The organism is uncultured Shewanella sp. (assembly GCF_947491715.1).
In the GTDB taxonomy this organism is placed as follows: domain Bacteria; phylum Pseudomonadota; class Gammaproteobacteria; order Enterobacterales; family Shewanellaceae; genus Shewanella.
This window is the reverse complement of sequence record NZ_CANLKR010000002.1, coordinates 128,260-141,053: the sequence shown is the minus strand read 5'-3', so window position 1 is coordinate 141,053 and position 12,794 is coordinate 128,260. Positions and strand designations below refer to the sequence as shown.

The window sequence follows — 12,794 nt, the reverse complement described above, 5'->3', positions numbered from 1 at the left end:
CTTGCCGTGAGGCACGAATAACATAAACTAGGCCCGTAATGCAGAGTATGTACTGGCGTTTCATGACCCTTAATATAGAAGAATTACGTTATCATGAAACGGATGTTAATTAATGCAACTCAATCAGAAGAGTTGCGCGTCGCCCTCGTTGATGGGCAACAACTTTATGATCTTGATATTGAAAGCCCTGGCCACGAACAAAAAAAGGCCAATATTTATAAAGGGACTATCACACGAGTCGAACCTTCATTAGAAGCCGCTTTTGTTGATTATGGCGCTGAGCGTCATGGCTTTCTTCCCCTTAAAGAAATTGCACGAGAATACTTCCCTAGAGGCTACTCTTTCCAAGGTCGTCCTAACATCAAAGAAGTCGTGAAAGAAGGCCAAGAGGTCATCATTCAAATTGATAAGGAAGAGCGAGGCAACAAAGGGGCAGCCTTAACCACTTTTATTAGCTTAGCGGGATCTTACTTAGTCTTGATGCCTAATAACCCTAGAGCAGGCGGCATTTCTCGTCGAATCGAAGGTGATGAGCGAACAGAGCTAAAAGCGGCACTTGCTGAACTTGATGTGCCTCAAGGCATGGGATTAATCGTACGTACTGCAGGTGTCGGCAAAGAGCCATCAGAATTGAAATGGGATCTCAAAGTCCTGCTTGATTTTTGGGGCGCTATCAAAGATGAAGCTGATAATGCCAAGGCTCCGGTATTAATCCATCAAGAAAGCAATGTCATTGTTCGTGCCATTCGAGATTATTTACGTCGTGATGTGGGTGAAATCCTTATCGATCATCCACGTATTTTCGAGCAAGCTAAAGAACATGTTGCTCTCGTTCGCCCTGATTTTGTTGAACGCATTAAACGTTACGAAGCTGAAGTGCCTTTATTTACCCACTTTCAAATTGAAACACAGATTGAATCGGCTTTTCAACGTGAAGTTAGGCTGCCCTCAGGTGGTTCGATTGTCATCGACCCAACCGAAGCGTTAACGTCCATTGATATCAACTCTGCACGTGCCACTAAAGGTGGTGATATTGAAGAAACCGCACTGAATACCAATTTAGAGGCCGCTGATGAAGTGGCACGCCAACTACGTTTACGTGATTTAGGTGGCCTAGTCGTCATCGACTTTATCGATATGACACCGGTTCGCCATCAGCGGGAAGTCGAAAAACGCATGCAAGATGCCGTACATCATGACAGAGCGAGAGTACAGTTAGGTCGCATTTCACGCTTTGGCCTGATGGAAATGTCTCGTCAACGTTTGCGCCCTTCTCTTGAAGAGTCTGCTGCACACCTGTGCCCACGTTGTCATGGTCAAGGTACCATTCGCGGCACTGAATCTCTGGCTTTATCGATTCTTCGCTTAATGGAAGAAGAAGCCATTAAAGAAAATACTTCACAGATCGAAGCCGTCGTTCCTGTAGATGTCGCCGCTTTTTTATTAAACGAGAAAAGAAAAGCCATCCGTATAACAGAAGAACGCCATAACGTTGAAGTGTATGTTATTCCTGATCCCAATATGACAACGCCAGATTATCGCGTGTCACGTCATCGCAAAGATGATCAAATTAGTGAATCAAGCTATAAATTGCTTGAAAAACCAGAAGCAGCACTTTATGAGCCACGTAAACTTGAACGAGCAGCGCCACAAGAACCTGCTTTAAAAGGTTTCTCTTCTCAAAAGAAGACCAATAACACCACTCAAAATACTAAGGTCAAAACGGCGAAAAAAGCCAGCCAACCGGGATTCATTTCTCGTATGCTATCGGCATTAAGTGGATTGTTCAGCAGTGACACCTCCGAAGAGAGTCAAACTGACAACAATAAAAAACGTCAAGGCCAAGGTCAAAATAAAACACAGCGTAATACTCAAAATAGAAACAGCCGTCGCAATGACAACCGACGTTCAGAAAATAAAGAAAAGACTAACAATCGTCAAAGTGACAATCGAAATAACAAAGATAAGACTGAACTCAACAAAACGGCTCGTAGCAATAATAAAACGCGTAAGCAGCGTAGTGAGGACACGAGTACATCACAAGAGTCAAATGCTCAGCAACCTAAGCAAGAAGTGGCTAGAGAACGGCGCCAACGTCGGAATATGCGCCGAAAAGTGCGCGTTAATAATGAACAACAAAATGAGAATGAGAAAGTACAGGCGCAAACTGCACCTACAAACAATGCTTCTCAAGAGGATAAAAACACTAAACCTAAGCGCCAAACACGCAAAGCAAAACCTAAAGCTCAACAAAATGTGACCACCGACAATCAATCGGCCAATACGGATGTCGCGATTGAAAAGCCAATAAACAAAACGGCTAAGCAAGACAGTGCGCCCGTTAAGCAACAAACGGCTCAGGATACGTCGCAGCATAAACGTAAAATCACAGCCCAATCAGATAAAGCGTCACCGGTGGTGAAACCCACTGCCAACGAAGCACAAACTGAAACAGCGCCTTTATCCATTGATGCAAGTGTCACCGCTGAGCAAACGACTTCTGAAGTCTCTGTAACAGCTGATGCCAATACACAAGTGGTTAAAGATGTACAAGGAGTAAAAGACGCTAAAGAAGGGCAACGTAGAAGTCGCCGCAGTCCTCGTCACCTCAGAGCTGCTGGACAACGCCGACGTCGCGATGAAAGCGCGCCTCATACGGAGTCGACTCATCAATCACATGATGAAGCTCCTGTGACGCATTTTATCGAGTCAAATGAGGATCAGCAGGATCCGATTGCCACTGGGATTGCAAGTTCTGGCGCTTTCTCTCCACAGGTTAACTACCCCGCTCATAGTCCTGCTCAAACAGACTCTAATCGCCTCGATAGTGACGAGCAAGCAGTAAATACAACGGAACTCTCCGTTTCCTCTGAGCATCATGCTGAGGTGCCACAAGCCCAAGTTGCTGACACTGTAATATCGACAGAAGTTGAAAACAGACAAGATGAAAAGGTTCAAAAACCAGTAAGTCGTCCTCGCTCACAACAGCGTAGGGTCAATAGTGCAAGCACCAGTGCAGCCGTTGCAACGTCTCCCAGTGTACAATCACCTAAAGTCACTAAAGCGCCTCAAGTTGAGCCTGTTGATACATGTGCATCAGAGCCTGAAACAAGCCAACAAGCTGCACCTGTGGAAAAAGCAACTAAAGCAAGAAAAGTGACTCGCTCCGCTAAAATGGTCAGTCATTCTGCCCCGGTTTCACCCGCTAAGGTAATGTCAACGTCTACCTCACAGAGTCCTTCTGTTCAAGCAGATCAAGAGGCAACATCACCTGAGATCATTATCTCTGAGAGTCCATCGCCTCAGGTTGTTAATGTGGAAAAAGTAGCAACACCTGCCCCTGTGCCTACCGAGTCGGATCTCACCCAACCTCAAGTCAAACAAGGGGAAGCTGATAGTAAGATCACCACACAAAGTGAAGACAAAGTGATTAAGCAAAATACGGTGTTATCTGAGCCAGAAAGCAGTACTGATAACCTTGAAGTAACCAATACCTCAGTTCAGTCAGTAGCCAAGGCACCAACCCAGCAGGTAGATACAGCTCAAAGCAGTGCTGGATCAGCCATTGCGATTGCGGCTACAGAGACTGTCGATGACAGCTCAGCAACCTCAGTAAAGCCTAACGAAGTACTTCACCAAGCTAAAGCACCAATGGCAAAACCTGTTATACCAATGGCTGCAGAAGTCAATCTCACTGACAATGTGATTATGGCAGAAAGTAAAGTGATTATTAAAGCAGAGCATACCGATAATCAAGCCCAGATAAAGCCAGAAACATCGGCTGCAAAACATAGCCGCTTTGGCACTATGGTCTCATCTGATACCACTAAGCCTGTTGTCGATAACAGAGAAGAAGTTGCCACTCCAGAAGGGAAGCAATATGACCGTTCAGCAACAAACACTGCTACGCCACAAGCTAAAACGGCAAACAGTGTCACTGCGGATATCGCTAAACCTTAATTGGTTAACACCCTAAGTCAAAAAGCCATGCAAACTTGCATGGCTTTTTCATATCCTTATTGCTGATTATTTGTTAGTATTCGCGACCAAAATAATTCAACCAACAAATTTACAACAGAGGTTAAATGTTCGAACTCATTCGTCACAAAACGACCAGCCATAAAGCCGATATTCTCTCAGGATTAACCGTTGCGCTTGCTTTGGTGCCTGAAGCTGTTGCTTTTGCATTTGTTGCTGGCGTGGAACCTATGGTCGGTTTATATGCCGCCTTTATTATGGGACTTATCACTGCACTTATTGGTGGGCGACCCGGAATGATCTCAGGCGCAACAGGGGCAATGGCTGTCGTCATGGTCGCATTAGTTGCTGAGCATGGTATCCAATATTTATTTGCCGCCGTCGTTTTAGCAGGCTTAATACAAGTTTGCGCAGGACTGTTTAAATTAGGTAAATTCATTCGCATTGTGCCTTACCCCGTTATGATGGGTTTCGTCAATGGATTAGCCATTGTCATTTTTCTTGCACAATTGGGGCAATTTAAAATACCCGATGCAAATGGTGTCCTGACTTGGCTTCCCCAAAGTCAATTGATTATCATGTTAGCGCTTGTTGCACTGACCATGTTTATTATTCAATTTCTGCCTAAGTTAACCACGGCCATCCCTTCATCATTAGCAGCGATATTAACGGTTACACTCATTGTCGTTTTAATGGATTTAGATACACGTAATGTGTTGGATTTTCTGCGTTCAATGAGTGGAGACATGAATGCAACTATTGCAGGTAACCTCCCTAGCTTCTCCATTCCTTCTGTGCCCTTTAATATCGAAACCTTATCCATTATTTTACCTTACTCCGTTATTCTTGCAGCCGTTGGTTTAATTGAATCACTGCTCACATTAACGGTAATTGATGAAATGACGGGCACTCGTGGGCAAGGCAATAAAGAGTGTATGGGACAAGGCGTTGCTAATATCACCAGTGGTTTTTTTGGTGCAATGGGTGGTTGTGCGATGATAGGTCAATCCATGATCAATATTAATTCTGGTGGCCGCGGTCGTTTATCTGGAATAACCGCAGCGTTAGCGCTTTTAGCCTTCATTCTGTTTGGCTCCGCTTTTATTGAAATGATCCCCCTTGCCGCATTAGTTGGTGTAATGTTCATGGTGGTATTGGGCACATTTGAATGGGCAAGTTTTAAAACCATGCGTAAAGTGCCTAAGCATGATGCCTTTGTGATAGTGCTAGTGACTGTTGTCACTGTCTTTACTGACTTAGCCGTCGCTGTTTTTGTTGGGGTTATAGTTTCCGCACTCGTGTTTGCTTGGGAGCATGCTAAGCATATCAGCATTAAAATTCGCGAAGATCAAAATGGTTGGAAGGTCTATCAACTCAATGGCCCCCTCTTTTTTGGCTCCGCAGCAGAATTTTTAGAGATGTTTAACGCTCAATCTGATCCTGAAGACGTTATTGTTGATTTTCAGCAATCTCGAGTATGCGATCATTCAGCCCTCGACGCTATTGATACCTTAGCAGAACGTTATGGTAATGCAGGTAAACGCCTACACTTACGCCATTTAAGCAATGACTGTAAAAAGTTATTAGATAAAGCAGGCGATTTAGTGGAAGTCAATTCCACTGAAGATCCCAACTATAAAGTCGCCGTCGATAAAGTAAAAGCCTAGTAGACACAAAACTACAAGCTTGCTGTCGATAAAGCTAAAGCCTAACAAACATAGCGAGTCATTGACTCGCTATGTTTTTAACGACCCATAGATTTAATTCGTTTTTAAATATTGTGCGAACACTTGCTGTATTTTTTCTAATTTTGGTTTGATCACCATAGCACAATAAGGCTCTTCACCATGCTTGGCAAAATAATCATTATGATAATCTTCTGCAGGATAAAACTCTGTGGCTAGCTCAACTTGTGTCACTATGGGATAGGGCCATACACTTTGCTCGCTTAATCCATTAATCGCCTTATGCGCCGAACTTTTTTGCGCATCATTATGCACAAAAATCACCGAGCGGTATTGAGAACCCACATCATTCCCTTGACGATTTAATGTCGTGGGGTTATGACTGTGGAAAAAAATACTCAATAACGTATCGAAACTGACAATGCTTTGATCAAAAGTCACTTGTAATACCTCAACATGCTCAGTTTCGCCAGAGCATACTTGTTGATAGCTTGCATCGCTTTTATTACCACCACAATAGCCCGATTGTACTGATAACACTCCCTGAATGGATGAAAAAATCGCTTCAACACACCAAAAGCAACCAGCGCCAAATGTGGCAACCTCAGGTTTCACACCCTTATTCGTTCTTGTTTGCTCATTCATTTAATCAGTACCTTTAAAAATCATTGAGATAGAATTAACACAGTGGCGCGTATTTTTATTCGTCAGTCCTTCACCTTCAAACACATGGCCTAAATGCCCGCCACAATACTGACATAAAATTTCGGTTCGCTGACCATCACGATCGGGCACACGTTTTATTGCACCTGCAATTTCATCATCAAATGCAGGCCAGCCACAATAAGCATTAAATTTATCTGTTGAACAAAATAAGGGACTATCACATTTTTTACAGCAATAAATCCCTGGAGCATCATGCAAATAATACTCTCCGCTAAAAGGCACTTCAGTGCCTTTTAGCTCAATAATATTTTTCTCAGCATCGGTTAATTCTCTCATGCTTTTAATTTCTCCAATACAGCTGCTTTCTTACAATAAAACGATACCATCACTGCATAAAAAAACAGTCTCAACGGCATTAACAAAAGACCTTTAATATCAATATATTCTTTCAGCTTTTTTAAAAAGAATAAAAGATCTTCGCATGATTAACAAGCGTACGCATATCAAGTACTACCCATTTATTAAGAAACAGCGTAAAATAGATGAAGACCTTGCTTAGATTAAGGTTAATATTTGAATTCATTTAAGCAAGGTTGCATAGGTAAATAAGCACAGATAAACTGCTAATCAAAATGACAATAAAATAAGAACACGGCATTATGAAACTAGAAACGATAGACTACCGTGCGCCCGATAGCGCTGAGCAATTTGTAAAATCTTTACGAGAAACGGGGTTTGGAGTACTTTCTAACCATCCTATTAGCCAAGAGCTTGTTGAAACCATCTATAAAGAATGGCAAGCATTTTTCAATAGTGATGAAAAAAACGACTACTTATTTAAACCAGAAACGCAAGATGGTTTTTTCCCTGCCAGCGTCTCAGAAACCGCTAAAGGCCATAAAGTAAAAGACATCAAAGAATACTATCATGTCTACCCCAATGGACGCATTCCAGAATCTTTAAGAAAAAACATCACCACTTATTATGAACATGCTAATGCATTAGCATCGGAGTTACTTAAGTGGGTTGAACAATACTCTCCAGATTTTGTATCACAAAAGTATTCAATAGCTCTAGAAAAGATGATTGAAAACAGTCATCAAACATTGTTACGCATACTGCACTACCCCCCAATGTCTGGCGATGAGGAAGTGGGCGCTATTCGTGCGGCCGCCCATGAAGATATTAACCTGTTAACCGTATTACCCGCTGCTAACGAACCAGGATTACAAGTTCAGGCTCAAGACGGTAGCTGGCTCGATGTCCCCAGTGATTTTGGTAACATTATCATTAATATTGGTGATATGTTACAAGAAGCCTCTGGAGGGTATTTTCCTTCGACCACTCACAGGGTCATCAATCCAGAAGGAAGCGATATGAGTAAATCACGTATTTCTCTGCCCCTTTTCTTACACCCTAATCCCGATGTCGTGCTTTCTGAAAAATACACTGCTGATGAGTATTTAAAAGAACGTTTGCGAGAATTAGGCGTTATTTAATCAATCGTTTGAATAAAAAGCGCCTTATAGCGCTTTTTATTTGTGGTCAATCACGCTAACAAGGTAAAATAACGGTATTCGTTTATTATCAGCAGAGTAACTCAACATGGCCATTCAGTGGTATCCAGGACACATGCACAAAGCGCGCAAAGAAATCGAAGAGGTTATGCCTCAAGTCGATTTAGTCATCGAAGTGCTTGATGCTCGTATTCCTTATAGCAGTGAAAACCCCATGGTACAGACACTTCGTGGTGATCGGCCCTGTATCAAGTTACTCAATAAATCCGATTTAGCGGATCCTGAAACAACCCAGCAATGGATTGAATATCTTGAGCAAGAGCAAGGTGTCAAAGCCATGGCCATCACCACCTTACAGGCAAGCCAAGTCAAAAAAATTCCCGAGCTTTGTCGTAAATTTGTACCAAACCGCAATAAAATAGAAAAAGACATCCGCACCATGATCATGGGGATCCCCAATGTCGGTAAATCCACCATCATCAACACCCTTGCAGGAAGAACCATAGCGAAAACCGGTAACGAACCTGCAGTTACCAAGACTCAGCAACGCATAAACCTTAAAAACGGGATTGTGCTGTCAGATACGCCCGGCATTTTATGGCCCAAAGTCGACAATGAATCCAGCAGCTACCGCTTGGCCGTTACTGGTGCCATTAAAGATACCGCAATGGAATATGAAGATGTGGCAATGTTTGCCTCTGAATACTTCTTAAAAGCCTATCCTCAAGCCATTAGCGAACGTTATAAACTCAAAAGCTTGCCAGAAACCGACATTGAATTACTAGAAGCCATTGGCCGCAAACGCGGCGCATTAAGGCCTGGCGGACGTATTGACTTACATAAAGTATCAGAATTATTATTACATGAATTCCGCTCTGGAAAAATAGGATTATTGTCTCTTGAAACACCTGAAATGGCAGAAATAGAAAAAGCAGAAGTGGCCAAAATACAAGCCGAAAAGGCAGAGAAAGAAGCCTTAAAACGGGAACAAGAAAAATTAAAACGCTCTGGTAAACGCCATAATACCTAACCGCTATCACCTCTTTTTCTTCAAGCAGTAGAGTTCGCTCTACTGCAACTCAATCTATTTTACTTTTATTTTGACTCAATAAAATTAAGCCATTGTTGGGCACTTTGTTCAAGTAACCCAATCACAATTTCGAAACCATCACCGGGGCCATAATAAGGATCTGGCACGTTTTTATCATCGAAAGGTGATAATGCCAGCATCAAGTTCAATTTATGTTGATATTTTTCAGGGCAGATAGCTTTTAAATCGATAAGGTTGTTTTCATCTGCTGCCAATATTAAGTCAAACTGTTCAAAATCGTCCTCAATAATTTGTCTGGCGATCATATCATCAAACTGGTAACCATGCCTGTTACCCGCAATCACACTGCGATGATCAGGCGTTGAACCTTGGTGATAAGCTAATGTACCTGCAGAATCAACAAAAATGTCCAATTGTGCCTCTGCTATTTGTTTTTTAAAAATCGCTTCTGCTGTGGGTGAACGGCAAATATTACCCATACACACTAATAAAATGGATTTAATCATTTGTGTTCCTTGTCATGGAATTTGTCCGTTTCTTCTTGAATGAAGCTGGCGAAACGAGGGATACCGTTATGAGTCAGTCCTCGGTATTCATAGCTTACCTGTGAACCTATTTTGGGAGGGTTGCTCCTTTGTGCATCATTGAACCCTGTCCCTAATTTAAATTCTTGTCCAGTAGGAAGTTGCAATACTAGCGCCCCCATCATACCTTTAAAGCGACCTTTTCCAGCCTGATAGCCCACCACCTTAGCACTCGCGGTATAAAGGGGCTTGAGCTTCATTATTTGCGAACTCCTGCCTACTTTATATAAGGCTTCTTTATGATGCAACATCAACCCCTCACCCCCTTTGGCTAGCACTTCATCTAATAATGTATCCAGCTGGACTTGAGAGTCGACACTCACTTGTGAAATCACGTTCAAATAGGGCGAACGAGCAGTTAAGGATGACAACATGCGTGTATAGCGCTCCTCAAAAGGGGCCTTGGATGCAGGTAAATCAAAAACCATAAATCGAACAGATTGCCATTTTTTTGGATCGGCTTGGGTTTGCTTGATCACACTGAGCATTTTATGAAAATTTCCCCTTCCTAACCAAAACTCACCATCTAAAGGATAAGCGGGAAAACCTTCACTGAACCAAGTCGGGACTGAGATAGGTTTACCTGAACGAGTATAAAAATCGACTCCTGTCCAATAACCTCTTATCCCATCGAATTTTTCACTGACAAGGTAATCTGTAATGTCAATCGGACCTTTTAATTCAGTAGCTAATTGAATGGGTGGACGCCAAGGACTTTCATTGACCGAAGGCAAAGTTCTTTCATTGGCCGTAAGCGCAGTGATGTAAAATAAGACTATCGACAAAAGCAATGCTCTAATCATATTGCGTTCATTCCCTGATCATCAATAAGCAGAATTAACAAGAATAGTACGGCAATCAAGATTATTCTTTGCTCTTTTTCAATATTTGTTAATACTATTTTTTATCCGTTGCTTCAATAAGTATGCACTACATTAGTATTAAGCTGATTTTTATGTTCTACTCTCGCCACTTAACCACTTGATGGTTTAATTTCCCCCAGTAAGGCCTAAATTTGTTATTCTTACTGAAATATTCGCATTATCAATATTTTTACAAAGGCTGTTATGAAACCGGACAATAATACAGGTATAAAACGTATCGTTAGAGCAACAGGCTTCTCAATGAAAGGACTCGCTGCGGCATGGAAGCATGAAGCCGCTTTTAGACAAGAATTAATGCTGGCTATAATTTTATTACCAACAGCACTGCTTATTAATGTCTCAATCATTGAAAAGCTCTTGCTGATCATGACCATTTTTATTGTACTGATCACCGAACTGCTCAATTCTGCCGTTGAAGCTGTTGTCGATAGAGTGAGTAGTGAACACCACCCCTTAAGCGGTCAAGCAAAAGACATTGCTTCTGCAGCTGTTTTCATCAGTTTAGCCTTATGTGGACTCACATGGGCAATCATCTTGGGTAATTGGTTATTATAATCATCCCAAATGGGCAGAAGCCATTTTCTGCCCTTATTCATGCTAAATAGTCACCATCCATTGACTTAAAATCAATTAAAATATAGATGAACATTTTATATTTCAGATTAAAGTCAGTATGAATGCTACCCTTAACGGCCATCTTCAGCACGACGCTTCTTAAAATCAGACGCTTCAATCCATTTCGGCCAATCATTATTATTTGCCAGCTTAGCTAAAATACTGCCAATCAGACCCAAATCTTGCTTTACGCCACCTAATGACCAACTTGATGAAAAATCATCCTGGCTGGTATGGTATTTGTGAGCAATATAATCAGGATCTGTATCCCCCAAGCTCATAAACAATAACCCAGGAATGCCTTGCTGTGCTAAGGCAAAATGATCTGAGCGGTACAATAATCCATTTTCTGGACGAGGATCACCTTTCACTGTTCGGCCTTGTGCTTTTGCTGCAATGGCTAAATCCTTTTCTAATGTCGACACCCCTTCGCCATAACGCAGTATATAGCTCACTTCATCATTAACGTTCATGCCATCGATATTAAGAAAAGCCACGACATCTTTCGATGGCACGGGCGGATTTAACGCAAAATGCTGAGCACCAATGAGGCCTGTTTCCTCAGCCGTAAATGACGCAAATAAAATGGAACGTTCAAAAGGCTGACGAACAGACATCGTCTTAAAAAGACGTGCTAACGCCAACACACCAGCGACACCGCTGGCATTATCCACTGCGCCATTATAAATATGTTTATTACCTTTATCATCAATCACTGTGCCTAAATGATCCCAATGGGCTTGTAACACCACCATTTCATTTGCACGTTGACGCCCAGGCAACAAAGCTAACACGTTATACGACTTGGCTTTTTCAATTCGATTATTTAAAGTTAAATTGGCTTTAAGCGCTAATGAACGGGCTTTAAAGTCTCTTTTTTCTGCTTTTGTTTTTTCTTTATTATAATCAAGTCCAACTTTAGCAAAAATCTGCATCGCGACATTTTTTTGTATCCAGCCCATCAAGGCTAATTTATCTTGATTATCATCATCCACTAAAGTGAACTTACTGCCAGAATTGGAGTTCTCAACCACTGACCAACCGTAAGCTGCGGGTTTCGTCTCGTGAACAATAAATGCAGCCTTTGCACCTTGTCTAGCCGCTTCCTCATATTTATAGGTCCAGCGCCCATAATAAGTCATGGCATTGCCTTTAAATAAGGCCGGGTTTTGGGTGGCAAATCCAGGATCGTTAACAAGAATAATCACAGTTTTGCCTTTAACATCGAGCCCTTGATAGTCATTCCAACCATACTCAGGCGCATTAATGCCATAACCCACAAAGACAAGCTCACTCTTGTCCAACTTGATTTGTTTCTCCATACGTTCTGTGCGCACCGTAAAATCACGACCATTTTCGAAACTGATCCCCCCAATCTTTAGCGATATATTTTTATCTGGTGTCACTTTAGCAAGGGGAACAGGTTGTAAATAACTATCACCAAATCCAGGTTGTAACCCCATTGCTTTAAAGCGATTGACTAAATAGTCTAGCGTTAGCTTCTCCCCCTCCGATAACGGCCCTCTTCCGCCAAATTGATCGCTCGACAATCGACTGACATCCTGCTTATATCGCGTTAAATCAACTTGTTTCTCTAGTTCATTCTCTGACGCTAATGCCGTATTCGTCAGCAAAATGATGCTGCTGATTAAACTCATCACTACTTTTAGAGCCACGTTTTTCTCACCTAAATACATCTAATAAACAATTTCAATACGATAACACAAAAATAACGATGCAATTAAACCCAATTTGTTACATCTATACCCAATTGAAATGTTATCAACTAAAAAAATACACCTATTAAAAATCAA

The 12,794-nt window shown here is 41.9% G+C and carries 8 protein-coding genes and 1 pseudogene; 5 read left to right on the top strand and 4 right to left on the bottom strand.

The window, feature by feature from the left end; all coding sequences use genetic code 11:
- Positions 1 to 93: 93 nt before the first annotated feature.
- Positions 94 to 3,960: a ribonuclease E gene (rne, locus tag Q0779_RS03265; RefSeq protein ID WP_298769460.1), complete on the top strand. Its 3,867-nt coding sequence runs from the start codon at positions 94 to 96 to the stop codon at positions 3,958 to 3,960.
- 125 nt (positions 3,961 to 4,085) lie between these two features.
- On the top strand, positions 4,086 to 5,645 hold the full coding sequence (locus Q0779_RS03260; RefSeq protein ID WP_298769458.1) for a SulP family inorganic anion transporter: 1,560 nt from the start codon (positions 4,086 to 4,088) through the stop codon (positions 5,643 to 5,645).
- A gap of 93 nt (positions 5,646 to 5,738) precedes the next feature.
- On the opposite strand, the pseudogene Q0779_RS03255 reads toward Q0779_RS03260, so the two are convergent.
- Positions 5,739 to 6,665 (bottom strand): annotated as a pseudogene (locus tag Q0779_RS03255) (bifunctional methionine sulfoxide reductase B/A protein).
- Between the two features lie 323 nt (positions 6,666 to 6,988).
- Between Q0779_RS03255 and Q0779_RS03250 the strand changes: the two are divergent.
- The gene (locus Q0779_RS03250; protein ID WP_298769456.1) at positions 6,989 to 7,828 is read left to right on the top strand and encodes a 2OG-Fe(II) oxygenase family protein; all 840 of its coding nucleotides are present in this window, start codon (positions 6,989 to 6,991) and stop codon (positions 7,826 to 7,828) included.
- Between the two features lie 106 nt (positions 7,829 to 7,934).
- Positions 7,935 to 8,876, top strand: a complete 942-nt coding sequence (gene ylqF, locus Q0779_RS03245) for a ribosome biogenesis GTPase YlqF (protein ID WP_298769454.1) — start codon at positions 7,935 to 7,937, stop codon at positions 8,874 to 8,876.
- Positions 8,877 to 8,941: 65 nt separating this feature from the next.
- On the opposite strand, the gene Q0779_RS03240 is transcribed toward ylqF, so the two are convergent.
- Positions 8,942 to 9,403: a low molecular weight protein-tyrosine-phosphatase gene (locus Q0779_RS03240; RefSeq protein WP_298769452.1), complete on the bottom strand. Its 462-nt coding sequence runs from the start codon at positions 9,401 to 9,403 to the stop codon at positions 8,942 to 8,944.
- Positions 9,400 to 10,284, bottom strand: coding sequence for a DNA ligase (locus Q0779_RS03235; RefSeq protein WP_298769449.1), 885 nt, complete (start codon positions 10,282 to 10,284; stop codon positions 9,400 to 9,402). The genes Q0779_RS03240 and Q0779_RS03235 overlap by 4 nt, the downstream gene beginning before the upstream one ends.
- Positions 10,285 to 10,548: 264 nt before the next feature.
- Between Q0779_RS03235 and Q0779_RS03230 the strand changes: the two genes are divergently transcribed.
- On the top strand, positions 10,549 to 10,920 hold the full coding sequence (locus Q0779_RS03230; protein ID WP_298769447.1) for a diacylglycerol kinase: 372 nt from the start codon (positions 10,549 to 10,551) through the stop codon (positions 10,918 to 10,920).
- Between the two features lie 131 nt (positions 10,921 to 11,051).
- On the opposite strand, the gene Q0779_RS03225 is transcribed toward Q0779_RS03230, so the two are convergent.
- Entirely contained in the window at positions 11,052 to 12,638 is a 1,587-nt protein-coding gene (locus tag Q0779_RS03225; protein WP_298769833.1) for a M28 family metallopeptidase, read from the bottom strand.
- Between the last annotated feature and the right edge of the window lie 156 nt (positions 12,639 to 12,794).

Excerpts from the sequence above, each read along its gene's own strand:
- rne (WP_298769460.1), top strand. The coding sequence starts at position 94 with ATGAAACGGATGTTAATTAATGCAACTCAATCAGAAGAGTTGCGCGTC.
- Q0779_RS03260 (WP_298769458.1), top strand. The coding sequence starts at position 4,086 with ATGTTCGAACTCATTCGTCACAAAACGACCAGCCATAAAGCCGATATT.
- Q0779_RS03250 (WP_298769456.1), top strand. The coding sequence starts at position 6,989 with ATGAAACTAGAAACGATAGACTACCGTGCGCCCGATAGCGCTGAGCAA.
- ylqF (WP_298769454.1), top strand. The coding sequence starts at position 7,935 with ATGGCCATTCAGTGGTATCCAGGACACATGCACAAAGCGCGCAAAGAA.
- Q0779_RS03240 (WP_298769452.1), bottom strand. The coding sequence starts at position 9,403 with ATGATTAAATCCATTTTATTAGTGTGTATGGGTAATATTTGCCGTTCA.
- Q0779_RS03235 (WP_298769449.1), bottom strand. The coding sequence starts at position 10,284 with ATGATTAGAGCATTGCTTTTGTCGATAGTCTTATTTTACATCACTGCG.
- Q0779_RS03230 (WP_298769447.1), top strand. The coding sequence starts at position 10,549 with ATGAAACCGGACAATAATACAGGTATAAAACGTATCGTTAGAGCAACA.
- Q0779_RS03225 (WP_298769833.1), bottom strand. The coding sequence starts at position 12,638 with ATGAGTTTAATCAGCAGCATCATTTTGCTGACGAATACGGCATTAGCG.